This is a genomic window from Bacillus sp. TH19 (assembly GCF_016651075.1).
Taxonomy (GTDB): Bacteria; Bacillota; Bacilli; order Bacillales; family Bacillaceae_G; genus Bacillus_A; species Bacillus_A mycoides.
Genome location: NZ_JAEKEO010000007.1, coordinates 689,443 through 712,259 on the forward strand (window position 1 = coordinate 689,443; position 22,817 = coordinate 712,259).

Consider the following 22,817-nt stretch of genomic DNA (forward strand, 5'->3'; position numbering starts at 1 on the left):
TATGAATTGGAAACAAGAATTTAGTCGCTGGCTTTCATATGCAGAATTAGACGCAGAATTAAAAGAAAAGCTAGAAAACATGAAGCAAGATGAGAAGAAAATCGAGGATAGCTTTTATAAAAATCTAGAGTTCGGCACAGGTGGTATGCGTGGTGAACTTGGTGCTGGTACGAACCGTTTAAATGTATATACAGTTCGTAAAGCAACAAAAGGATTAGCTATGTTTATTGAAAAATTAGGTGAAGAAGCGAAAAAACGCGGTGTTGTTGTCGCGTATGATTCTCGTCATAAATCACCTGAATTCGCAATGGAAGTAGCTGCTACTCTTGGTGCACACGGTATTACAACATATGTATTTGAAAGCTTACGTCCAACACCAGTGCTTTCTTTCGCAGTTCGTCATTTACATACAGCAAGTGGAATCGTTCTTACGGCAAGCCATAATCCGCCCGAATATAACGGTTATAAAGTATATGGTGAAGATGGTGGCCAGTTGCCTCCAAAGGAAGCTGATGAGTTAATTAGCTACGTAAATGCAGTAGAGAATGAATTAACAGTTGAAGTTGCTGATGTTGAGCAATTAAAAGCTGACGGTTTATTACATATAATTGGACAAGAAGTAGATGATGCGTATGCAGCAGAATTGAACAATGTCATTATTAATAAAGAGATGGTGAAAGAAGTAGGAAAAGATTTAAAAATCGTCTTTACACCATTGCATGGAACATCAAATATTTCGGTACGCCGTGGTTTAGAAGAAGTTGGATTTACAGATGTAACTGTTGTAAAAGAGCAAGAGTTACCAGATCCAAATTTCTCTACAGTAAAATCACCAAACCCAGAAGAGCATGCAGCGTTTGAGTATGCAATTCGCGACGGTGAAAAAGTAGGCGCAGACGTGTTAATCGCAACAGATCCTGATGCAGACCGTCTAGGTGTAGCAGTTCGCAATCACGATGGTGAGTTCCAAGTATTAACTGGTAACCAAACAGGTGCGTTAATGCTTGATTACTTATTATCACAAAAGAAGGAAAACGGAACGCTTCCAGAAAACGGTGTTGTTTTAAAAACAATCGTAACGTCTGAAATTGGCCGTACAATCGCAAAAGCATACGGTTTAGATACAGTTGATACGTTAACAGGATTTAAATTTATCGGTGAAAAAATTAAACAGTATGAAGAAAGCGGACAATATGAATTCCAATTCGGTTATGAGGAAAGCTACGGTTATTTAATCCGTCCATTCTGCCGTGATAAAGATGCGGTGCAATCAGTTCTATTTGCATGTGAAGTAGCTGCATACTACAAATCACAAGGTAAAACGTTATACGATGGTCTGCTAGAAGTATTTAAGAAGTATGGGTTCTTCCGTGAGGACCTTGTATCGTTAACGTTAAAAGGAAAAGATGGTGCCGAACAGATTCAAAAGATGATGGCAACATTCCGTGAGAATCCTCCGAAAGAAGTAGCTGGTTTAACAGTCGTTGCAGTTGAGGATTATAAAGAAAGCATCATTACAACGTTACAAGATGGAAATAAGGAAGAGATTCACTTACCGAAATCAAATGTGTTAAAATATCAATTAGAAGATGGTTCTTGGTTCTGCTTACGTCCATCTGGAACAGAGCCGAAAATTAAATTCTACTTTGGTGTACAAGATGATTCCTTACAAAATAGTGAACAAAAGTTACTTACTATTAAAGAAGATATTATGAATCGTTTATAATAGAATAGAATGCTACTGATAGGAAAAGAGGAGAACGGCCTCCTCTTTTCTTGTAGTTTTGTTTGATGTAGAGGATTATTACGAGCGAGTGTTATAAATTTGCACTTTACTAAGAGAATTAGAATGAAAAGCGAGGGTATTTGTCATGAAAAAAGTGAGAAAAGCAATTATCCCGGCAGCGGGATTAGGAACACGCTTTTTACCAGCAACGAAAGCAATGCCAAAAGAAATGCTTCCAATTGTAGATAAACCAACAATTCAATACATCGTAGAAGAAGCAGTAAAATCAGGCATCGAAGATATTATTATCGTTACTGGTAAAGGAAAGCGCTCTATCGAAGATCATTTTGATAACGCATTTGAATTAGAGCAAAACTTATTAGAGAAGAAAAAGTATGAGTTACTTGAAAAAGTACAAGCTTCTTCTAAAATGGTAGATATCCATTACATTCGACAAAAAGAACCAAAAGGATTAGGACATGCTGTTTGGTGCGCACGTAAATTCATTGGTGATGAGCCGTTTGCAGTATTATTAGGCGATGATATCGTTCAAGCTGAAAAACCATGTTTACGTCAATTAATGGACGAGTATGACAAAACACTTTCTTCTGTTATTGGTGTACAAACTGTTCCTGAAGCAGAAACACATCGCTACGGAATTATTGATCCGTTGGAGCAAGAGGGACGTCGTTATCAAGTTCGTAAATTCGTTGAAAAACCAGCGCAAGGTACTGCGCCTTCAAACTTAGCGATTATGGGACGTTACATTTTAACTCCTGAAATCTTTATGTTCTTGGAACAGCAACAAGTTGGAGCGGGTGGCGAAATTCAGTTAACGGATGCTATTCAAAGCTTAAATGAAATTCAACGTGTATTTGCATATGATTTTGAAGGAAAGCGTTATGACGTTGGTGAAAAATTAGGATTCGTTCAAACGACAATTGAAATGGCATTGCAGCACCCAGAATTACGTGATGATATGCTAGTAATGATGAAGAAAGTTTTAGACGAGCAAATGAAGCAAGAGTCTTAATATAATAAACAAGGAGCTGTTCCTATAGGAACAGCTCCTTGTTTATTATGAAATCGTCGAATGAGAATGCTGATAAGCGGAACGACGTACAGCATAGTATATGCGAGGTGCGATAATAGCGCCGATAATTGTAAACGCAATATCCTTTACTGCGAACCACATCATAATCATCCAGGCAGCTTTATAACTCATATTACCACCCATGAAAATATTGACTGCCCCGTACATATAAGTAGTACCGATAATATACGTTAAAATGATTCCGACGAAAGAAGAAATTGCAAAGGTGCTGAATGTTGGTCGTTTTTTTTGTTCTACTAGTTTTCCTGATACGTAAGCAACGATAATAAATGCGATAATAAAACCACCAGTAGGATCTAAAAGTGCTCCAAACCCAGCTTTGAAGTTAGCGAAGATTGGCGCACCTGCTACTCCAACAAGCATGTAAACAGTCATTGATAATGCCCCAAGTCTACTCCCGAGAAGAAGACCTGCTAAAATTGCGAAAAATGGTTGCATAGATAATGGAATGCCCGCTATTTGTAAGAATGGTGCCCACGATACAATATTTGCACCAATAGCCATAAGAGCGACGAACATGGCAGCTAATGCTAAATCTAAAACATGAAGCTTCTTCATAATGTTAACCTCCAGTTGTGTTTAGGTTAACATTATCGTAGCGAAAATATTTACTTGTTGTCAATCAAAATATTTTGATAAGAAGGCTTTAAATAGTCTCTAAGCAATGTGTATGGAATACGAAACTGCGGAATTCCGCTTGAATAAGGAGCAATTTCATATAAAGGGAAATAAATCACAAGATTATCCGGTTCTAAAAAGTAGTGAAACTTTTTAGTGCTCGTTACTTTTTCGACTGCATCAGGAAAATAAATGCTTTCATTTTGTTTAATTTGTCTTACAATCTCTGTGCGAATTATTTCTTTATATTTATCCTCTTGTTGAAATAAATCGTCTAAGTGTAATAATTTTTTTTCGTTTAAATCAAATGTATTTGCCTTCCACGTATACAGTCCGTGCGCTCCGCCTGTATATTGATAGTAATTCACATATAGACTTAGGAAAGGTGGTTTGTTTAAAGCTACTTTATAGTCAACATTTGCAACGTATGGATGAAAAGGTGTGCTAGATCCTTCTGTTTCTTCATAATATTTCTTCGCTTCTTTTTCTAATTTACTTTTAAATTTAGTAGTAGAGTTTTTGTAATAGGAATTCAGCTTATTTTGAAATTTCGAATCAGAAAAGTTGTGAAAGGAAGGCCTATTAATTTGATATTCTATATAAGGTTTCTTACCTTTTTGCGTTACAGTCTTAACATTGATTGTCAGGTTGGATGCTTTGGCTGCTATTGCACAATTTGGTACAATAGTCAGCAAGGAGAACATAAGCAATAGTATACAAAATTTCTGTTTCATTTAGGTGAAACCTCCTTATATAAGTGTTATAGGTAGTTTGAAATTAAACAGGTAAAATTATACATTTGATCTAAAGGGAGAGAGGTTGAAAACGATATGTCAAAAACTTTAATGGATTCGCTTGGAATTGAGTTGTTAGAAATGACAGAGGATAAAGTAGTTGCTACAATGCCTGTTGATGAACGCACGCATCAGCCGTTTGGATTTTTACACGGTGGTGCATCTGTTGCATTAGCAGAAACTGTGGCAAGTGTTGGCTCATACAATTTAATTGATCAAGAAAAATGTATTTGTTTCGGATTAGAAATTAATGCAAATCATATTCGCTCAAAGCAAGATGGAATTGTAACAGCAATTGGAACACCGATACATAGAGGACAATCGACAATGGTTTGGGATATTCGCATCATTGATGAAAATGATGAGTTACTATGTATATCAAGATGTACAGTAGCAATTAAAGAAAAACGTGAAAAGTAAAAAGAGGCGGCTCAATAGAGCGCCTCTTTTTTATAATTAGAACTGGATTTTTTTCTCTAAGAAACCTTTTAGTTCGCTAATTGGCATACGAACTTGTTCCATTGTGTCACGGTCACGTACTGTAACAGCTTTGTCTTCAACAGAGTCGAAGTCGTATGTGATACAGAATGGAGTACCGATTTCGTCTTGACGACGGTAACGTTTACCGATAGAACCAGTTTCATCAAAGTCTACCATGAAGTCTTTAGCTAGTTCTGCGAATACTTCAGTAGCACCTTCAGATAGCTTTTTAGATAATGGTAAGATAGCTGCTTTATATGGTGCTAAAGCAGGGTGGAAACGAAGAACTGTACGAGAATCGTTTTCTAATTGCTCTTCTTCATATGCATCACATAAGAATGCTAATGTTACACGGTCTGCACCTAGAGATGGCTCGATGCAGTAAGGCACATAACGCTCATTCGTTTGTGGATCGATATAGTTAAAGTCTTCGTTAGAGTGTTCCATATGACGTTTTAAATCGAAGTCTGTACGAGATGCAACGCCCCATAGTTCGCCCCAACCGAATGGGAATCTGAATTCAATATCAGTTGTTGCGTTACTGTAATGAGATAATTCGTCTTCACCGTGGTCACGAAGACGCATGCTTTCTTCAGTCATACCAAGTGAAAGTAACCAGTTTTTACAAGTTTCACGCCAGAATGCGAACCACTCTAAATCTTCACCAGGCTTACAGAAGAATTCAAGTTCCATTTGTTCGAATTCACGTGTACGGAATGTGAAGTTACCAGGTGTGATTTCGTTACGGAAACTTTTACCGATTTGGCCGATACCAAATGGAAGTTTTTTACGCATAGAGCGTTGTACGTTTTTAAAGTTTACGAAAATACCTTGTGCTGTTTCAGGACGAAGGAAGATTTCGTTTGTGCTAGACTCTGTAACACCTTGGAATGTTTTGAACATTAAGTTGAACTGACGGATTTCCGTGAATTCTTGGCTACCGCAATCTGGGCATTTTACTTCATGTTCTTTCATTAAGTCAGCCATTTGGTCGAAAGTAAGACCGTCAACGACCATTTCGATACCTTTTGCGTCTAATGCATCTTCAATTAATTTGTCAGCACGGTGACGAGCTTTACATTTTTTACAGTCGATCATTGGATCATTAAAGTTACCAACGTGACCAGAAGCGATCCAAGTTTTTGGGTTCATTAAAATAGCAGCGTCTAAACCAACGTTGTGTGGAGATTCTTGAATGAATTTTTTCCACCAAGCTTTTTTGACGTTATTTTTTAATTCGATTCCAAGTGGACCGTAATCCCATGTGTTTGCAAGACCACCGTAAATTTCAGAACCAGGGAAAACGAAACCGCGATGTTTCGCTAAGTTTACAACTTGTTCCATTGAATACATAATAAAATCCTCCTTTTGAAAGTTAACGTATTTGCGATGACGTGATGGGTACTTTGGAAACGAGCAATATATGCTTTAAAAAACATAAAAAAACGCTCATCCCAAGGCTTAATCGCCTAGGGACGAGCGTTTGCCCGCGGTTCCACCCTAGTTGATACACAAAATGTGCATCCACTTTATCACGTATTGCTCGAGACTGCCGTTTCCTCGCAGCTTCAGGCTTTCACTATCCCTGAATCGCTTTTTATGCAAGTACTTATAAGTCCGTCATCGCTACTTATATTAATAATAATGAACATATTTTAACACGTTCTTTTTTAAATCTCAATAGAGGAACGTGCCCATCTAGGATAGAGTCTCGCCTATTTTTTCGTTATTTATTCCGTAATTTTGCTTAATATGCTTAATTGCTTCGCGTTTACTAAGCGAGGCAAGTTCGTTATTTTGAACGTATTCCCATACTACATCTGGTTTTGTTTTTGCATATTCGCGAAGGACCCAGCCGATTGCTTTTTGAATGAAAAATTCTTTTGAGGAATGTAGTTGTCCGATAATCCAGAAAAGGAGTTCTTCATCCATTTTTTGTTTATATTTTAGCTGGAATAAAATAGCGGCACGTTGTAACCATATGTTTTCTGATGCAATCCACTTTGGAATATATGCGGAAATTAATTCTGGATGTTTTAAAAAGATAGCACCTAAAAATGTAGGGACGATGCTATCAACAGAATCCCACCAAGATTTTGTGACAATAAGTTCTTCTAGAAATGGGATATGAGTTTCGTTTATGTGTTTTTTATATTTTTGCATGATATCAAGTGCGGCAGCTTGAAATTCACGTTCTGGTAGGTCCCAAAGTTCACGCACGATAATCTGGAAGTCCTTTTTATCTGGGAGAGTATGTATTTGAATGACGTCTTTCAATAACTGTCTTCTCTCAGGAGTTTGAATACCAAGAAACGGGAAGTGATTTTTCATATAACGTGCCATCGGTTCTGCTTTTTCGGGATTTTGATGAGCTGTAAAATGCTCTTGTAATGCCTTTACAAATGGATGCATAGGTATGTACTCCTCTCTTATTATCTTTCTTCTCTTATTATACAAAGAGTTTGGGTGAACTACCCACCACTTAGTATCTCTTACGAGCTTACTTGAAGTGGGGGCTTCTCGGTTCATCGCTACTTTTGATAGCTAACGAATTTGTCTTAGGACAGCCGAGCTAACTCCCTTGTTCCAAAGGTTATTTTGTTACTATTTATGCCAACGCTAATAACCGTATGGCTTCCTTTTTGATATTGATAGCTGCGTTATAGTCACGACTGATTGTTAGTCCACACGAACACTTATACGTGCGTTCAGATAGTGACATTTCTTTTTTGTTTCCACAACGACTACACATCTTTGTAGAAGGAAACCACTTATCTATTTTCACAAGCTGTTTTCCTTGTTCTTGTAGCTTATATGCTAAAAATGTCGTGAACATCCTCCAACCGTTATCCGCTACACTCTTACCAAAGCGAAGTGCTCGTGACATTCCTTTCATATGTAAGTCTTCGATTGCTACAACGTCAAAATGAGTAGCCAATTCTTTAGACTTGTGATGAAGGAAATTTTTACGTTGATTTGCGACCTTTTCATGCAACTTCGCTACACAGATCCGTTGTTTATTCCAACGCGCTGAATCTTTCATACGTCTTGCTAATACTCGTTGCGCTTTTGCTAATCGATCCAGCATCTGACGATAAAAGCGAGGATAATTGGCTTTCTCATCTTCGCTACTCACGTACAATTCAGCCATTGCGAAGTCTAATCCAACTACACTTTCTACTTCTTTTTGCACAATCTCTTTTTCATATTCAGTCAAGATCGATACAAAGTATTTACCAGTAGGTGTCATCGAAATCGTGCATGACTTGATGGTGTGGTTTTGCGGTATCTCTCTATGTTGCTTTAATCGCACTACTTTCAGTTTCGGTAATTTGATATAACCATGAAATAACATAATATTCCCGTTTACTCGATTCGTTGTATAGGATTTTCTACTCTTTCTACTTTTGAATGTAGGAAAATCACTTTGACCACTAAAAAAATTCTTATAAGCAGTTTGCAAGTTTAATTGAGCGTTGGCCAGTGCTAATGAATCAACTTCTTTCAACCATTCATACTCTACTTTGTATTTCGCAGGAGTAGGGAATTTTTGTTTCTTCAGTTCTTCCTTATTCTCTTTGTATGTTTCGTATACTTCTTTCCGCTCAGCCAGCATTTTATTATACACAAAGCGTACACATCCGAACGTTTTACGTATCAGATGTGCTTGTTCTTCTGTTGGATACAGACGAAATTTGTACGCCTTATTATGCTTTGTCATATCAGTTCATCTCACTTTCCCATAAAGATTTCTACTTTATCTATGGTGGTGATAACACAACATGAACACTACATGATTATCTCATTTCATTGTCATACCAAACGTTACCTCTTATAAGGCTGATTATAGCAGAGGCGAAATAAATTCTAAACCGAAATTCATCTCCCACCCACCGTTGGACTATTGTCCTTCACACACTTGAGGAAGGAGACTTCTTTCGGATAACGCGTTAAATTTTAAAACATAACTTGCACTGTAATGAAATATGTTGAGAAGAGAGAGGAGAGGATAAGATGGAAGATCAAGGCGTACTAGCAGGTTTCTTTGCTCTTAGTTTTGCGTTTATGCTTGTTATAATAATTTGGGCAATTATTTCGTATTTGTTAACGGCTTTTGCACTTTATACGATGGCGAAAAATGATGGTGCAACTGATGGTGTTCTTGCTTTTATTCCGTTTATAAATAGTAAGATATGGGGTGATTTAGCGAAAGATAAATTACCAGATTTCTTGAAAGAAGAAGCAGGGTGGAAAGTATTTGGCATATATGTTGGATGCTTCATCTTTAATTTCGTACCAATTCTATATATATTAGCAACAGCTGTATCACTTGTACTGTCTATTTATCTTATCTATGCTATTTTGGATAGATACGGAACGAATTCCATACTATTTACGATCATTCATACAATCACATTTTCGGTTTTCTTGCCGATTCATTTGTTCATTATTCGGAATGAGCCGGTGAGGTATAACGAGTAGGCGTATCAAAGTTGCCCTGCGGTCGATATATTTGGTTCTATAATAATTCGGATATGCTGAAAAAAGAACGAAAGCGCCCTGCTGAGCAGGGCGCTTTTTTCTACTACATAAGATAGCGTAAGTAAATGTAAATATGAGAAATGATTAATGAAACGATCATAATTGGGAAGCCGACTTTAAGGAATTCCATGTAGCTGAATTTATGTCCTTCACGACTTGCGATACCAGCTACGATTACGTTAGCAGAAGCCCCGATTAATGTTCCGTTTCCACCTAAGCAAGCACCTAATGCTAATGCCCACCATAGTACGTCGACTTGTGCGTCAGAAGGTGATAAACCTAGCCCAACTGCCATATCGTTAATAAGTGGAATCATTGTTGCAACGAATGGAATGTTATCGATTGTTGCAGAGGCGATACCAGATACCCATAGAATAAGGATAGATGCCTGAGAAATATCTCCGCCTGTTATTCCAATTACTTTTTGAGCTAACATTTTGATAAGCCCGATATCAATAAGTCCTCCAACGAGTACGAATAGTCCCGCGAAGAAGAAGATTGTTACCCACTCTACACTTGCGAATACCTCTTCAATTTCATGCTCTTTCACACCGATTAGCATAAGTACAGTAGCGCCAGTTAAGGCGATGATAGCTGCATCAATATGGAAAATGGAATGAGTCATGAAACCTAAAATAGTAAGGCCAAGTACTGTTAAAGATTTCTTCATTAATACTGGGTCTTTAATGTATTGTTTTTCATCTAAGCTCATTAATTTTTTAATTTGTACAGGATCAGCAATTAATTGCTTACGGTACATGAAGTAAAGAATTGTTGCCGTAACAGCAATAATGATGATCACGATAGGTGCTAAGTTGAATAAGAAAGCATTGAAATCTAAATGCTTATTTGCAGAACCAATCATAATGTTTGGCGGATCACCAATTAATGTTGCTGTTCCTCCGATATTTGAAAAAATAATTTCAGAAAGTAAATATGGAACAGGATTTACTTGCAAGATGCGCGTAATAGATAAAGTAACTGGAACAACAAGAAGTACTGTTGTAACGTTATCTAAAAATGCGGAGCCGAGCGCGGTAAGTAAGGAAAGTGAAATTAAAATTTTAATTGGATTTCCTTGTGCTCCTTTTGCGGCTTTAATGGCAACGTATTGGAAGACACCTGACTTACTTGTAATGTTTACGAGTATCATCATACCGATGAGTAATGTAATTGTTCCCCATTCAATATGTTTCGTAAAGGCATTGTGTAAGTCAACGACCCCTGCAATTACCATGAATGCTGCACCAAGAAGTGCGATGACAGCACGGTTAATTTTTTCAGAAATAATAATGGCATATGTAATTAAAAAGACTGCGATAGCGAAATAATACTGCCAGTTTGCGAGTTCTTGCGTTGTTTCGTGCAAAACTCTCATCTCCTTTCATTCACTTTTCTTAGTGTGTCAAAAAATTAACTAGATGAAACACACATAACGTCATTATAAAGTAGAAAAATGGCGGATGTAAATGAAAGGGTTTATTTTGTCATATTTTCTGCATAGGTCATTTTTTCTTATTTTTAAAAATATTTGTGGGCATCTGACATATATATAAGATACATCCAATCTGAATATTTAAAATCGAATCAGCATTCGAGCTTGTTCGTGTAGGAGTGTCAAATAGAAAGGAATGACAAATATGATAAGGAAGGGATCGTATGGATGAACAACGATTTTTATTTTTAGACTTTGAGTTTACGATGCCCCAGCATAGAAAAAAGCCAAAAGGTTTTTTCCCAGAAATTATTGAGGTCGGACTCGTTTCAGTTGTTGGTTGTAAGGTGGAAGATACGTATTCATCGCATATTAGACCGAAAACATTTCCGTCTTTAACGGATCGATGTAAAAAATTTTTAGGAATTAAACAGGAAGTAGTGGACAAAGGAATTTCTTTTCATGAACTTGTTGAGAAACTTGCAGAATATGAAAAGAGTGGTAAACCGACAATTGTAACGTGGGGAAATATGGATATGAAAGTCTTAAAGCATAACTGTGAAATGGCGGGAGTAGAATTTCCATTCTTTGGACAGTGTCGTGATTTATCGCTTGAGTATAAGAAGTTTTTTGGAGAGAGAAATCAAACAGGGCTGTGGAAAGCGATTGAGGCGTATGGAAAAGCAGGAACAGGAAAGCATCATTGTGCGCTTGATGATGCGATGACGACATATAATATTTTTAAGTTAGTAGAAAAAGATAAAGAGTATTTAGTCAAACCAGCACCTCCGACATTAGGGGAACTTGTTGATTTTTCGAAAGTGTTAAAGAAAGTGAGTACACAGTAACGACCAAATTGCAAAATATGTAATTTGGTCGTTTTGTTTTTTAAAGTTTGTAATCTTGCTTCAATTGCTGAAGTGTTTCTAGACTACGCCCCGCAAAAGGTGAATCATCTTCAGAAAATGAATTCATTTGAGTTTCTAATGCTAATTTTAGTGACTCTGTATAATCCGGAATTTCCCCTTCATATTTCTTCACCATTTGCTCTGGAATGTTCGTCTGTTCACGAAAAGCTAAAGCACGTCTTTCATGGAAGAATGGTACGTCAGCTTGTTTTACATTATGTAAGTCACCTTGCACTGGATGTTTTAAAACAGCTAGTACTTTTACGACGTAACTGCCAGGACGGCTATTTGTAATTTCGCCGATGTATTTTCCAGTTTTATAAATACCAGTAACGATTTCACCAATTTCAAATGTTTCTCTCATATTTTTCACCTCAAGTTTATAGTAAGGAAAGTGCGCGAAGGAGTCAAAGAAATCATTCGCTTTCGGAACGCCCCCTTGAGAATATGAACTGGTTCAACTATAATTTAAAGATATATAACAGAAAATTCTGATGTTTTTTTGAATCCTATAATAAGGAGTGTTCGTTATGATGCCTTTATATTTCCCTGAAGATAAAACGGAGTATATTATTCCAGGTATTGTTTGCGTTCTATTTATCATCGGTGCGGTTGCTACGTGGCGTATGTTTATTCGTGTATCAAAACGAGAAGCAGAGCGATTACAGAAAGTAGAAGAAAAGCTTTTAGCTGAAAAGAAACGGTAATTCATTTTTGTATGTTTCCCTCTATGCTCGGACAATCTAAGGGCAGAAAGCATTTTGGAGGGAATTGAATGAAAAGACGGCTTTTTTTCAGTTGTTGTTTATTATTTCTAATGGCGGGTTGTGACCAAGGGAAGCCGAAAGAAATTGATGTGAAATTACATAATGCTTCAGGTGATGAAGTTGGGACTGCAAAAGTAGCTCAGCAAACAAGTGGAGTGAAAATTACGATTAAAGCGGAAGGTTTTACACCAGGACCACACGGTATACATGTACACGAAATCGGAGAATGTAAAGCGCCTAGTTTCGAATCATCTGGGAATCATTTTAATCCAGATAATAAAAAACATGGGCTCTTGAATCCGAAAGGTGCGGAAAATGGTGATTTACCGAATGTAGTGGCGGATGGTTCTGGAAAGATTAAAGCAGAAATCGATGCTCCGCATATAACGCTTGAAGAAGGAAAAACGACGATTCATAGAAAAGATGGAGCGTCTATTATTATTACAGAAAACGCTGATGATGGTATGACGCAACCAACTGGTAAATCTGGTGGCCGAATTGCTTGCGGTGTTATCGTGAAAAAAGCGTCGGATCTGAAGAAAAAATAGAAGCTACCGTGAATGATAGCTTTTGTTGTAAAACCGCATGATAGTAAGTGGAATTATATCGATTTACCGAAAAAAGGAGGCTATCCCAAAATCATTTTGGGATAGCCTCCTTTTTTGTTATGAGAATGTATGGTGTAGTCTGTTTAAAATTTCTTCTAAAACAGATCTAGGACAGCCAATGTTAATTCGGATATGGGCTTCTCCACCTGTTCCGTATTTCTCACCGGGCTCAATGATGATTTTACCTTTCTCTTCAAGCAATGCTGTTCGTTCATCTTGAGAAAAATCCAAGTGGGAACAATCAATCCACAGTAAAAAACTACCTTCTGGTTTAATTACAGAAAGAGCTGGTATGTGATTTTGAATATACTCACAAGCAAATTGAGCGTTATCTTCAACATACAATCGAATTTCATTTAGCCAATCATTACATTCTGTATAGGCACTTTGCATTGCTGTATAAGCAAATGTATTTAATCCGTGGAATCCTTGTCTATATTGGATAGACATAAAGGCATTACGGAGATTTTCATTCGGAATAATAATGATCGATGCTTGTAATCCAGCGATATTAAATGTTTTGCTCGGAGCCATACAAGTAATAGTGCGTGCTGCTAATTCTTCAGATAAAGAAGCAAACGGTGTATGAGTATGGCCTCTATAAATAATATCGGCGTGAATTTCATCCGCGACAACGGTTACATTATATTGCGTACATAACGTACCGAGTTTTGTTAGCTCCTCTTTCGTCCAAACGCGCCCGATAGGATTGTGAGGGCTGCAAAGAAGCATTAGTTTTACACCTTGTTTAAATTGAGTTTCTAGATGCTCGAAGTCTATCTTATATATGCCATTTTGTTTAAATAAGGGACTCTCACATAATTGTCTATTATTTGTTTTGACCATTTCAAAAAATGGTGGATAAATAGGAGGTTGTACGAGTACGGCTTCTCCTTCTTTCGTTATAGCTTGTATGCTCGTACTAAGAGCTGGAACGATACCTGCGCTAAATACAATCCATTCTTTTTGTATTTCCCAATTGTATTGGCTTTTCGTCCAATTACAAATGATATCCCCAATATTTTCAGGAGGAAGTGTATAGCCGAAAATAGGATGTTCTGTGCGTTTTTGTAATGCAGTTTGAATTGGTTTTGGTACTTCAAAATCCATATCGGCAATCCAAGCGTGGATGAGCTCTTCATTTTTATATGTATCCCATTTTGTACTATGCGTTCCGCGACGATTTACCGTTTTATGAAATAGTTGCATATGTTTGCTCCTTTCTTCTGTCAAACTGTTAAGTTATGAAAATTCTCACTCTTCTTATAGAATAGCTGATGTGATACGATAAAGAAAAGCATTAAAAAGTGAAAAGGCGGGAAGCAGATGGGTGCATATGACAAAATGATTGAGGTTGTGAAAAATTGGGATCCGTTTCAAATGGGACCGGAGTTTTATGAAACAGAAGCGAGCGATGTTGTAAACGTCGTAAGTGTGTTTGATGATCCGAAATACATCGCAAAGAAGATTCAACATATATACTTTATGTCTTTTGAAGAAGTACCTGCACTTGAAAAATGCGAAAAATTAGCAGTAGAGTTACTCGTACTAAAAGAAGGCGGAAGTTGTTCGTTATAGGCTGTCGGAATTTACGACAGCCTTTTTGTTTATTTTCATTTGTGCTGATTGATTAAAGCTTCACTTTATCCCGTTTTAACGGGCAGTAAGACTCCCACCTCAAAATTCGGTTGAAGCAAAGAGGTTAGGCGAGAAATCAAACTGTCCGTAAAAACCCCCACGGATTAAAGCTTCACTTTATTGCGTCGCAAACGTAATAATTTCTTCATAAACATGGTCGGGCTTTTCTTCAGGTAGTAAGTGCCCTGTATTTTCGTAAGAAATGAAAGTTGAATTAGGTAGGTCCTTATGGAGACGGTGTCCTACATGTACAGGGACGACGCGATCTTTTTCACCCCAAATGAGTAATACTGGGGTTTCGATTTTTTGTAATTCAGTTGAAGATAAGTCACCTTCACGGTCTCTTATCATTCGAGTTAAAGCAGGGAATATACGATCATCATAAAAAGGAGCAGCATAGCCTTCCATCATTTCATTGTCAATTAATGAATGGTCATGAACGACATTCATTAAGTTATGGACGATGCCCCTTCGAATAATCCAGTTCTTCACGTATAAGTGGAAGAACGGTAAATAAGAGGAGTACAGTAAAGGTAAGTTTGCGCGTGCTAAATAACTAGAGCTACATAGTAAAATCGTCTTTGAAATTAATTCAGGGCGTAGTCGGTTTACAAAGAGTGAAATTTGTCCGCCCATAGAATGGCCAACTAGTACAATATTCGAGAGAGATAAATGTTCGATTAAATCGATAATAATAGCTGCTAAATTGTGATAAGAATATTTAAAGAGATGAGATTTATCACTTTTTCCGAATGGTGGTAAATCAAGGGCAATTACTGTACCTTCCTTTGTTAGTAAAGGAATGAGTCGTCGATAGCTAAATGAGGAAGAGAGGAAGCCGTGAACGAGTACGAAAGTAGGTCGTTCTTTTTTTGTATTATGTTCATACAATTCGTAATGAATAGTAGTCCCGCGAGTGGAAAAAGTGAAGTAAGGGCATTTGCATTCATGGTTCATTTTTTGTCACTCCATTGATTTTTGTTCATATCATCTCCCGGCAAGAAACAAAATATGTTAACAAAAAAAGGCAAGATGACATCGTCATCTTGCCTTTCGCTTATTTATAATTACCCACGCACAATATTAGGTGGTGTTTTTCCTTGTAATCCTGCTACTAAATTTTCAGCAGCTGTCATTGCCATTTGCTGCCGAGTTTTTAATGTTGCAGATCCGATGTGCGGTAAAGTTACAACGTTTTGTAATGATAAGAGCGGATTCTCTTTTTGAATCGGCTCTTGTGTAAATGTGTCGATGCCGGCTGCAAATATTTTCTTTTCTGTTAACGCATGAATTAATGCAGTTTCATCTACTGTTTTCCCGCGAGAAGCATTAATGAAAATTGCTGTTTCTTTCATTAGTGAAAATTCCTTTTCACCGATAAGATGATACGTTTCATCTGTTAATGGAGTAAGAAGAATAATAAAATCAGATTGTTTGATTAAAGTTTGTAAATCACAATATGTAGCATCAAATTTTTGCTCAGCTTCTTCTTTACGGCGACGGTTATAGTAAAGGACATTCATATCAAAGCCGAATTTCGCTCGTTTTGCGACAGCTTCTCCAATTCGTCCCATTCCGATAATACCAATCGTACTATGATGTACATCTAGTCCGAAGTGTTCTTTTCCAATTTCAGCGTTCCATTCACCATTTTTTACATAGGAATTGAGTTCGCAAACACGGCGACCAGCAGATAACATAAGAGCGAAAACGAGATCGGCTACTGTATCATCTAACACATATGGAGTATTCGTTCCGATAACATTTTGTTTCTCCATCGCTTTTAAATCAAAGTTATCATGGCCAACAGAAATGTTACTTACTACTTTTAAATTAGGAGCAACCTGCAATAACTCTTCATTTATAGTAGATCCGAAATTTAATAACCCATCTTTATCTTTTATTTTTTCTAATAGAACATCACGAGGTACTTTCTCGTTTTGATCCCATTTTTCAAAATCACAGTGTTCTGATAAATAGTTTTCTACAAATGTTGGAACTGGTTCGGCAATATATACTTTTGGTTTCACGGTTCCATCCCCTTTCACTTTATCCTGCGTTTTTTCACTGATTAAAGTTTCACTTTACCCCGATTTAACGGACAGTAAGCCTCCCGCCTCAAAAAGCAGCTTAAGCAAAGAGGTTAGGTGGGAAAGCAACGGTCCGTAAAAGCTCGATTGGTTCAAATAATAATCAGCGGGGTGAGTCTTTCCACTGATTAAAGTTTCACTTTATTTTGACATAATTCACTAAAAAAATCTTCTTTTCAAATTGGAAAGAGTATTTGTATAATTTAGACAGAAACTAAAAGGAAGGATGATTTATATGGTGACAGAGAAAGAATTGGAATTATTAGCTTGTCTTGAAAAGAATAGTCGTTTATCTGTAGATACATTAGCGAAGTTGTTAAATATAGAAGTAGAAGAAGTGAAAAAAATGGTTACGAAATTAGAAAGTGAAAAGATTATCGTGGACTATGTAACACATATCGATTGGACAAAAGTGAAAGAACATACTGGTTTAACGGCGATGATTGATGTGAAAGTTACACCGAAGCGTGGTGTCGGTTTTGATGCAGTAGCTGAACAAATTTATCGCTATTCAGAAGTGAAATCCGTTTATTTAATGTCTGGGACATATGACCTTTCTATTACATTAGAAGGAAAGACGATGGGAGAAGTAGCGATGTTTGTTTCTGAGAAATTAGCAACAATTGAATCTGTCGTTTCAACGACAACTCATTTTATTTTGAAGAAGTATAAACATGAGGGGATTATTTATGAAAAGACAGATGATGATAAGAGAATTGTGGTGACACCGTGAAGCAATTTGACCTATCTAGAGTAGCAGAATCTTTACAACCGTCCGGTATACGAAAGTTTTTTGATTTAGCGGCAAGTATGAAAGGTGTTATTTCACTTGGAGTGGGGGAGCCGGACTTTGTTACACCTTGGAATGTAAGGCAAGCATGTATTCGTTCTTTAGAACAAGGATATACGTCATATACAGCAAATGCAGGATTATTGGAGCTCCGTCAAGAAATAGCAAAGTATCTAAAAAAACAATTTGCAGTATCTTATGATCCGAATGATGAAATCATTGTTACAGTTGGAGCGAGTCAAGCGCTAGATGTAGCGATGCGTGCTATTGTAAACCCTGATGATGAAATACTTATTATTGAACCAAGTTTCGTTTCGTATGCACCGCTTGTTACGTTAGCGGGCGGGGTCCCAGTTCCAGTGGCGACTTCATTAGAAGATGAATTTAAAGTACAGCCAGATCAAATTGAAGCAGCTATTACAACGAAAACAAAGGCAATATTACTTTGTTCTCCCAATAACCCAACAGGCGCAATGTTAAATAAATCCGAATTAGAAAAGCTAGCTGTTATTGTTGAGAAGTATAATTTAATCGTGTTATCGGATGAAATTTATGCAGAGCTCGTATACGACGAAGCATATACGAGTTTCGCGAGTATTAAAAATATGCGTGACCATACGATTTTAATTTCAGGATTTTCAAAAGGGTTTGCCATGACGGGATGGCGTCTTGGGATGATTGCAGCCCCTGTTCAATTTTCAGAATTAATGCTCAAAATCCACCAGTATTCAATGATGTGTGCACCGACGATGTCTCAATTTGCAGCACTTGAAGCATTACGCGGGGGAAATGATGAAGTAATTCGAATGAGAGATAGCTATAAAAAACGTCGTAACTTTATGACGACATCTTTCAATGAAATGGGCTTAACATGTCATGTGCCAGGCGGGGCATTTTATGTCTTCCCTTCTATAGCTTCAACCGGACTATCTTCAGCAGAATTTGCAGAACAATTATTATTAGAAGAAAAAGTGGCTGTTGTTCCTGGAAATGTGTTTGGCGGGAGTGGTGAAGGATTTATTCGTTGTTCGTATGCAACATCGCTTGAGCAACTTATGGAAGCAATGAAGAGAATGGAACGGTTCATAGAGAATAAAAAAAGGACAAAACACAATACGTTTTGTCCATAAAAGGGGGGGAATACTAGAAAGCCATGTGTTAGTATTCTATCCTAATATTGGAGAATTATACGTATTACAGGAAATTTTTTCGTGAATTTTGAATGAGTTCTATCAAAGTGGTATAATTTACTAATATAAGGTAGGAGTATCCTCGGTGTTTTACTTAGGATACTTACTCACTAATCGGATATTTAACAATAAATACATCTGCTTTGCTATTTACAATTGTAGAGAAAATGGTAAACGTATGGGAGTGTTTCACATGTCAGAACAATATACAACGGGAGTGGTTGTAACAGGGAAAGTAACTGGAATTCAAGATTACGGTGCATTTGTAGCTTTGGATGCAGAAACACAAGGACTTGTGCATATATCTGAAATCACAAATGGGTATGTAAAAGACATTCATGACTTTTTAAAGGTCGGAGATACAGTAGAAGTAAAAGTACTTTCAATTGATGAAGAACACAGAAAAATGAGTTTATCGTTAAAAGCGGCGAAAAGAAAGCAAGGACGAATTCTTATACCGAATCCATCAGAGAACGGATTTAATACACTGCGAGAAAAGCTAGCAGAATGGATTGAAGAGTCGGAGGTAATAAAGTAAAAGAGGAACGCATATGAGCGTTCCTCTTTTACTGTGACTTATGATATATATATTTGCAAATATGATTGCATGCAATCATATTCGTATGTCGGAGGCGAAAAAGACATACTGACTATTGAATTTCATGTGTTTCTGGGTGAGTACCAAGATTCTCGGATGGTTTAAATAGTAAGCCGAGATTGATAAGCCCAGAAATACCAACGATGCCGTAAATAATACGTGCAAGAGCTGAGTTCTGTCCCCCGAAAATAGCCGCTACTAAGTCAAACTGGAAGAACCCGATCAGTCCCCAGTTAACAGCGCCGATTACAGTGAAGACTAATGCGATACGTTGCAAGGTACTCATGAAAAGCCCCCCTTTAATGTGAAGCGTGAGCAAGCAAGGAGTTAATAAGAAAATTTAACTCCTTTATAGAATGGTATAGTTTTGTTGTTTTTATACATGAAAAATGTACGAAAAACGATGTATATACATCTATACCGAAAAATTCGAATTTTTATGCAAAAAATGAACTTTTTCTAAAAAATAAATAATGGTTACGTTTACAATTGTTGAATCGCTTGATTTACAACTTTAGTTTCGCTAAAGTGAATACAGAAATACATATACATAATTGGAGGGAAAAAGATGAGTACACATGTAACGTTCGACTATTCTAAAGCGTTATCCTTCATCGGTGAAAATGAACTAACTTATTTACGTGATGCAGTAAAAGTAACACATCATGCAATCCACGAAAAAACTGGAGCTGGGAACGATTTCCTTGGGTGGGTAGAGCTTCCGCTTCAATATGACAAAGAAGAATTCGCTCGCATTCAAAAATGCGCAGAAAAAATTAAAAATGACTCTGACATTTTACTTGTTGTAGGTATTGGTGGTTCTTACCTAGGAGCACGCGCAGCAATTGAAATGTTAAACCATTCTTTCTATAACACGCTTTCTAAAGAACAACGTAAAACTCCACAAGTGCTATTTGTTGGACAAAACATTAGCTCCACTTACATGAAAGATTTAATGGACGTACTAGAAGGTAAAGACTTTTCTATTAACGTTATTTCCAAATCAGGTACAACAACAGAGCCTGCAATCGCATTCCGTATTTTCCGTAAATTATTAGAAGAAAAGTATGGAAAAGAAGAAGCACGCAAACGTATTTATGCGACTACAGATAAAGCGCGCGGTGCTTTAAAAACATTATCTGATAATGAAGGCTACGAAACGTTCGTTATTCCAGATGATGTTGGCGGTCGTTTCTCTGTATTAACACCAGTAGGTTTATTGCCAATCGCTGTAAGTGGCCTAAACATTGAAGAGATGATGAAAGGTGCAGCTGCTGGTCATAATGATTTCGCGAAATCAGAACTTGAAGAAAACCCAGCTTACCAATACGCAGTAGTTCGTAATGCTCTATATAATAAAGGGAAAACAATTGAAATGCTTGTTAACTATGAGCCAGCACTTCACTACTTCTCTGAGTGGTGGAAACAGTTATTTGGTGAAAGTGAAGGAAAAGATCAAAAAGGTATTTTCCCATCTTCAGCAAACTTCTCAACTGACTTACACTCATTAGGTCAATACATTCAAGAAGGTCGTCGTGACCTATTCGAAACAGTTCTTAAAGTAGGTAAATCTACACACGAACTAAAAATCGAATTAGACGACAACGATTTAGATGGATTAAACTACCTTGCTGGTGAAACGATAGACTTCGTAAACACAAAAGCATACGAAGGTACATTACTTGCACATAGCGATGGCGGAGTACCAAACTTAATCGTAAACATCCCTGAATTAAATGAGTACACATTCGGTTACCTTGTATACTTCTTCGAAAAAGCATGTGCGATGAGCGGCTACCTATTAGGCGTAAATCCATTTGACCAACCAGGAGTAGAAGCATACAAGAAAAACATGTTTGCTTTACTTGGTAAACCAGGATTTGAAGAATTAAAAGCAGAATTAGAAGAGCGTTTAAAATAATAAAAAGCGATCGGGTCTCCGGTCGCTTTTTATTATTTTATTGAAAGGTACATCGGTATATTCAAACTAGAATGGGTATGCTAAAGGAAAAGTCTAGGAGGGATGGGCTTGATTCCGATTCAATCAAAATTAGAAGGATGTACATATGCGTTATATAAGTTAGAAGAGGTTATGAAACCACTTGGATATAGTATTGGCGGCAATTGGGATTATGATAAAGGATGCTTTGATTATAAAATAGACGAAGAAGAAGGGTATCAATTTTTACGCGTACCATTTACAGCGGTGGATGGGGAACTAGATGTGCCTGGTGTAATAGTCCGTCTTGAAACACCGTATATTCTTTCGCACGTATATCAAGACGAACTAGATGATAATGTTAATGCTTTAACAGCTGGAACGAGTGGATTGGATCAATTTGCGGAGCCGCAAGATCCAGATGGAGATGTGAAAAGAAAGTATGTCAATATTGGTAAAGTATTGGTACAAGAACTAGAAAATCATTTTTTTAATGGTGAATAACGATGAGTATGTCGCTTTCGATGAGAATGAAAGAATGAACTGGATTGATCATATATTGTTCGTCGCGCTTTACACCTAGTAAGAGAATGTTTTGCTTTAAAAGAGTATAGCTACAATTTGCAAAGGGTTGTCCGGTGCAGGACGGGGGAATCTCCATCAGTTGTAATTTATTATCAGAGATTTCATCGTAAAGTGAGAATAGTACACCTGAAATGGAAGGGAATAAAAGAGAAGCGGTAAATACATAGCTCGTTAATTTATTTCCTTCTATAATTTCTGATACGCCAGCTCTCGTTGCATTTTGGATTTGTTCAGAAGTAAGAAGTTCAGCGATGCAGTGAATGTTTGGATTAAGTCCTTTTGCAGTTAAAATATTTAAAATGGACTGTGTATCTGCTAAGCTTTCGTTCTTCTCTTTATCCGCTGTTATTAATATAGTGTGAGCTGTTGTAATGTTAGCTTTTAATAAAGTTTGATCGTGATGCGGACAACCTTTTATAAACTCTAAATGATGAAATGGCTTTGGAAGTAAAGAAAGTGTTTCATCAATTAAAACGATATCAAGGTTCGGTTGTAATATGTGCATTTGTTTTACAACATGTTTTGCACGCTCATTCCAGCCAACGATAATCATATGACCATTAGAGGTAGCAGCTGTTTCACCTTTAATTCTCATATATTGTTTATTAATCATGTCGGTAGCGAATAGAACCATATAATAAGAACAAAATCCCGTTCCTAATAAAATAATACATATACCAATAAGTTTTCCTATCGTTGTATGGGGGGCGAAATCGCCGTATCCAACGGTGAAAATGGTAACGATTGACCACCAAACCCCGTCGAACCATGTGGTGAAGTGAGATGGCTCTAATATATGTATAAGAAAGCCGGAGAGGGCAGTAAGTACAATAATAAAGCAAATTAAACGAAAAATAATGGAATCACGAAATGTATCTACTAAATTCGGACGGGATTTCAAGTTCCTATTCCTCCTTACTTTTCAGGACTACATTCATTGTTACCATTATAGAAAAAAGAAAAACTCTCTAATTAAAAAGAGAGTTCATTTCATA

25 protein-coding genes are annotated in these 22,817 nt (G+C 37.0%); 13 read left to right on the forward strand and 12 right to left on the reverse strand.

Annotated elements, in window-relative coordinates:
* Window position 1 precedes the first annotated feature (1 nt).
* Both JFU54_RS07185 and galU read left to right on the forward strand, forming a co-directional pair.
* Window positions 2-1,726 (forward strand): phospho-sugar mutase, encoded by a 1,725-nt coding sequence (locus JFU54_RS07185; RefSeq protein WP_063218131.1) that lies wholly within the window; start codon window positions 2-4, stop codon window positions 1,724-1,726.
* A 145-nt stretch (window positions 1,727-1,871) separates the two neighbouring features.
* Window positions 1,872-2,759 (forward strand): UTP--glucose-1-phosphate uridylyltransferase GalU, encoded by an 888-nt coding sequence (gene galU, locus JFU54_RS07190; protein ID WP_002015869.1) that lies wholly within the window; start codon window positions 1,872-1,874, stop codon window positions 2,757-2,759.
* Between the two features lie 45 nt (window positions 2,760-2,804).
* Here galU and JFU54_RS07195 read toward each other — a convergent pair whose 3' ends face one another.
* The gene (locus JFU54_RS07195; RefSeq protein WP_063218132.1) at window positions 2,805-3,398 is read right to left on the reverse strand and encodes a biotin transporter BioY; all 594 of its coding nucleotides are present in this window, start codon (window positions 3,396-3,398) and stop codon (window positions 2,805-2,807) included.
* Between the two features lie 50 nt (window positions 3,399-3,448).
* Entirely contained in the window at window positions 3,449-4,192 is a 744-nt protein-coding gene (locus JFU54_RS07200; protein WP_002089296.1) for a DUF3298 and DUF4163 domain-containing protein, read from the reverse strand.
* 96 nt (window positions 4,193-4,288) lie between these two features.
* Here JFU54_RS07200 and JFU54_RS07205 point away from each other — a divergent pair, with 96 nt between their 5' ends.
* Complete coding sequence (locus JFU54_RS07205; protein ID WP_002034550.1) at window positions 4,289-4,672, forward strand: hotdog fold thioesterase; 384 nt, start codon at window positions 4,289-4,291, stop codon at window positions 4,670-4,672.
* Between the two features lie 36 nt (window positions 4,673-4,708).
* On the opposite strand, the gene JFU54_RS07210 is transcribed toward JFU54_RS07205, so the two are convergent.
* From JFU54_RS07210 to JFU54_RS07220, 3 genes are all read right to left on the reverse strand, one after another.
* Window positions 4,709-6,085: a glycine--tRNA ligase gene (locus JFU54_RS07210; protein ID WP_002015863.1), complete on the reverse strand. Its 1,377-nt coding sequence runs from the start codon at window positions 6,083-6,085 to the stop codon at window positions 4,709-4,711.
* 345 nt (window positions 6,086-6,430) lie between these two features.
* On the reverse strand, window positions 6,431-7,144 hold the full coding sequence (locus JFU54_RS07215; protein ID WP_002034554.1) for a DNA alkylation repair protein: 714 nt from the start codon (window positions 7,142-7,144) through the stop codon (window positions 6,431-6,433).
* A gap of 196 nt (window positions 7,145-7,340) precedes the next feature.
* On the reverse strand, window positions 7,341-8,453 hold the full coding sequence (locus JFU54_RS07220) for an RNA-guided endonuclease TnpB family protein (protein ID WP_113770376.1): 1,113 nt from the start codon (window positions 8,451-8,453) through the stop codon (window positions 7,341-7,343).
* Between the two features lie 293 nt (window positions 8,454-8,746).
* On the opposite strand from JFU54_RS07220, the gene JFU54_RS07225 reads away from it, so the two are divergent.
* Window positions 8,747-9,214, forward strand: coding sequence for a hypothetical protein (locus JFU54_RS07225; protein WP_002034556.1), 468 nt, complete (start codon window positions 8,747-8,749; stop codon window positions 9,212-9,214).
* A gap of 103 nt (window positions 9,215-9,317) precedes the next feature.
* Here JFU54_RS07225 and JFU54_RS07230 read toward each other — a convergent pair whose 3' ends face one another.
* Window positions 9,318-10,643 carry an ArsB/NhaD family transporter gene (locus JFU54_RS07230; RefSeq protein WP_002139350.1) on the reverse strand — a complete coding sequence of 442 codons (1,326 nt, stop codon included), beginning with the start codon at window positions 10,641-10,643 and terminating at the stop codon, window positions 9,318-9,320.
* Between the two features lie 290 nt (window positions 10,644-10,933).
* Here JFU54_RS07230 and kapD point away from each other — a divergent pair, with 290 nt between their 5' ends.
* Complete coding sequence (kapD, locus tag JFU54_RS07235; protein WP_002034559.1) at window positions 10,934-11,557, forward strand: 3'-5' exonuclease KapD; 624 nt, start codon at window positions 10,934-10,936, stop codon at window positions 11,555-11,557.
* Between the two features lie 40 nt (window positions 11,558-11,597).
* On the opposite strand, the gene kapB is transcribed toward kapD, so the two are convergent.
* Window positions 11,598-11,981, reverse strand: a complete 384-nt coding sequence (kapB, locus tag JFU54_RS07240; RefSeq protein ID WP_001209324.1) for a kinase-associated lipoprotein KapB — start codon at window positions 11,979-11,981, stop codon at window positions 11,598-11,600.
* A gap of 166 nt (window positions 11,982-12,147) precedes the next feature.
* On the opposite strand from kapB, the gene JFU54_RS07245 reads away from it, so the two are divergent.
* Both JFU54_RS07245 and JFU54_RS07250 read left to right on the forward strand, forming a co-directional pair.
* On the forward strand, window positions 12,148-12,324 hold the full coding sequence (locus tag JFU54_RS07245; RefSeq protein WP_000982764.1) for a hypothetical protein: 177 nt from the start codon (window positions 12,148-12,150) through the stop codon (window positions 12,322-12,324).
* A gap of 68 nt (window positions 12,325-12,392) precedes the next feature.
* The gene (locus tag JFU54_RS07250) at window positions 12,393-12,932 is read left to right on the forward strand and encodes a superoxide dismutase family protein (RefSeq protein ID WP_002089287.1); all 540 of its coding nucleotides are present in this window, start codon (window positions 12,393-12,395) and stop codon (window positions 12,930-12,932) included.
* A gap of 117 nt (window positions 12,933-13,049) precedes the next feature.
* Here JFU54_RS07250 and JFU54_RS07255 read toward each other — a convergent pair whose 3' ends face one another.
* Window positions 13,050-14,201, reverse strand: a complete 1,152-nt coding sequence (locus tag JFU54_RS07255) for a MalY/PatB family protein (protein WP_201064078.1) — start codon at window positions 14,199-14,201, stop codon at window positions 13,050-13,052.
* 117 nt (window positions 14,202-14,318) lie between these two features.
* Between JFU54_RS07255 and JFU54_RS07260 the strand changes: the two genes are divergently transcribed.
* Window positions 14,319-14,570 carry a YugE family protein gene (locus JFU54_RS07260; protein WP_002015854.1) on the forward strand — a complete coding sequence of 84 codons (252 nt, stop codon included), beginning with the start codon at window positions 14,319-14,321 and terminating at the stop codon, window positions 14,568-14,570.
* 177 nt (window positions 14,571-14,747) lie between these two features.
* Here the strand turns inward: JFU54_RS07260 and JFU54_RS07265 are convergent, their stop codons facing one another.
* Both JFU54_RS07265 and JFU54_RS07270 read right to left on the reverse strand, forming a co-directional pair.
* Window positions 14,748-15,587, reverse strand: coding sequence for an alpha/beta fold hydrolase (locus JFU54_RS07265; RefSeq protein WP_002034539.1), 840 nt, complete (start codon window positions 15,585-15,587; stop codon window positions 14,748-14,750).
* A 110-nt stretch (window positions 15,588-15,697) separates the two neighbouring features.
* Window positions 15,698-16,678: a 2-hydroxyacid dehydrogenase gene (locus tag JFU54_RS07270; protein WP_002034537.1), complete on the reverse strand. Its 981-nt coding sequence runs from the start codon at window positions 16,676-16,678 to the stop codon at window positions 15,698-15,700.
* Window positions 16,679-16,955: 277 nt separating this feature from the next.
* Between JFU54_RS07270 and JFU54_RS07275 the strand changes: the two genes are divergently transcribed.
* From JFU54_RS07275 to yugI, 3 genes are all read left to right on the forward strand, one after another.
* Window positions 16,956-17,453 (forward strand): Lrp/AsnC family transcriptional regulator, encoded by a 498-nt coding sequence (locus JFU54_RS07275; protein WP_002067952.1) that lies wholly within the window; start codon window positions 16,956-16,958, stop codon window positions 17,451-17,453.
* Window positions 17,450-18,640: an aminotransferase gene (locus JFU54_RS07280; RefSeq protein ID WP_002129685.1), complete on the forward strand. Its 1,191-nt coding sequence runs from the start codon at window positions 17,450-17,452 to the stop codon at window positions 18,638-18,640. Before JFU54_RS07275 ends, JFU54_RS07280 begins: the two co-directional genes overlap by 4 nt.
* Window positions 18,641-18,893: 253 nt before the next feature.
* Window positions 18,894-19,238 (forward strand): S1 domain-containing post-transcriptional regulator GSP13, encoded by a 345-nt coding sequence (yugI, locus tag JFU54_RS07285; RefSeq protein WP_002015848.1) that lies wholly within the window; start codon window positions 18,894-18,896, stop codon window positions 19,236-19,238.
* A 112-nt stretch (window positions 19,239-19,350) separates the two neighbouring features.
* On the opposite strand, the gene JFU54_RS07290 is transcribed toward yugI, so the two are convergent.
* Complete coding sequence (locus JFU54_RS07290; RefSeq protein ID WP_002034535.1) at window positions 19,351-19,584, reverse strand: DUF378 domain-containing protein; 234 nt, start codon at window positions 19,582-19,584, stop codon at window positions 19,351-19,353.
* Between the two features lie 282 nt (window positions 19,585-19,866).
* Between JFU54_RS07290 and JFU54_RS07295 the strand changes: the two genes are divergently transcribed.
* On the forward strand, window positions 19,867-21,219 hold the full coding sequence (locus JFU54_RS07295; RefSeq protein ID WP_002015845.1) for a glucose-6-phosphate isomerase: 1,353 nt from the start codon (window positions 19,867-19,869) through the stop codon (window positions 21,217-21,219).
* A 108-nt stretch (window positions 21,220-21,327) separates the two neighbouring features.
* Window positions 21,328-21,741 carry a YugN-like family protein gene (locus JFU54_RS07300; protein ID WP_002131278.1) on the forward strand — a complete coding sequence of 138 codons (414 nt, stop codon included), beginning with the start codon at window positions 21,328-21,330 and terminating at the stop codon, window positions 21,739-21,741.
* On the opposite strand, the gene JFU54_RS07305 is transcribed toward JFU54_RS07300, so the two are convergent.
* On the reverse strand, window positions 21,728-22,723 hold the full coding sequence (locus JFU54_RS07305) for a potassium channel family protein (protein WP_002143581.1): 996 nt from the start codon (window positions 22,721-22,723) through the stop codon (window positions 21,728-21,730). The two genes, JFU54_RS07300 and JFU54_RS07305, sit on opposite strands and share 14 nt — an antisense overlap.
* Window positions 22,724-22,817: the final 94 nt, after the last annotated feature.

Coding starts and splice junctions, on each gene's coding strand:
- JFU54_RS07185 (WP_063218131.1), top strand. CDS start 2: ATGAATTGGAAACAAGAATTTAGTCGCTGGCTTTCATATGCAGAATTA.
- galU (WP_002015869.1), top strand. CDS start 1,872: ATGAAAAAAGTGAGAAAAGCAATTATCCCGGCAGCGGGATTAGGAACA.
- JFU54_RS07195 (WP_063218132.1), bottom strand. CDS start 3,398: ATGAAGAAGCTTCATGTTTTAGATTTAGCATTAGCTGCCATGTTCGTC.
- JFU54_RS07200 (WP_002089296.1), bottom strand. CDS start 4,192: ATGAAACAGAAATTTTGTATACTATTGCTTATGTTCTCCTTGCTGACT.
- JFU54_RS07205 (WP_002034550.1), top strand. CDS start 4,289: ATGTCAAAAACTTTAATGGATTCGCTTGGAATTGAGTTGTTAGAAATG.
- JFU54_RS07210 (WP_002015863.1), bottom strand. CDS start 6,085: ATGTATTCAATGGAACAAGTTGTAAACTTAGCGAAACATCGCGGTTTC.
- JFU54_RS07215 (WP_002034554.1), bottom strand. CDS start 7,144: ATGCATCCATTTGTAAAGGCATTACAAGAGCATTTTACAGCTCATCAA.
- JFU54_RS07220 (WP_113770376.1), bottom strand. CDS start 8,453: ATGACAAAGCATAATAAGGCGTACAAATTTCGTCTGTATCCAACAGAA.
- JFU54_RS07225 (WP_002034556.1), top strand. CDS start 8,747: ATGGAAGATCAAGGCGTACTAGCAGGTTTCTTTGCTCTTAGTTTTGCG.
- kapD (WP_002034559.1), top strand. CDS start 10,934: ATGGATGAACAACGATTTTTATTTTTAGACTTTGAGTTTACGATGCCC.
- kapB (WP_001209324.1), bottom strand. CDS start 11,981: ATGAGAGAAACATTTGAAATTGGTGAAATCGTTACTGGTATTTATAAA.
- JFU54_RS07245 (WP_000982764.1), top strand. CDS start 12,148: ATGATGCCTTTATATTTCCCTGAAGATAAAACGGAGTATATTATTCCA.
- JFU54_RS07250 (WP_002089287.1), top strand. CDS start 12,393: ATGAAAAGACGGCTTTTTTTCAGTTGTTGTTTATTATTTCTAATGGCG.
- JFU54_RS07255 (WP_201064078.1), bottom strand. CDS start 14,201: ATGCAACTATTTCATAAAACGGTAAATCGTCGCGGAACGCATAGTACA.
- JFU54_RS07260 (WP_002015854.1), top strand. CDS start 14,319: ATGGGTGCATATGACAAAATGATTGAGGTTGTGAAAAATTGGGATCCG.
- JFU54_RS07265 (WP_002034539.1), bottom strand. CDS start 15,587: ATGAACCATGAATGCAAATGCCCTTACTTCACTTTTTCCACTCGCGGG.
- JFU54_RS07275 (WP_002067952.1), top strand. CDS start 16,956: ATGGTGACAGAGAAAGAATTGGAATTATTAGCTTGTCTTGAAAAGAAT.
- yugI (WP_002015848.1), top strand. CDS start 18,894: ATGTCAGAACAATATACAACGGGAGTGGTTGTAACAGGGAAAGTAACT.
- JFU54_RS07290 (WP_002034535.1), bottom strand. CDS start 19,584: ATGAGTACCTTGCAACGTATCGCATTAGTCTTCACTGTAATCGGCGCT.
- JFU54_RS07295 (WP_002015845.1), top strand. CDS start 19,867: ATGAGTACACATGTAACGTTCGACTATTCTAAAGCGTTATCCTTCATC.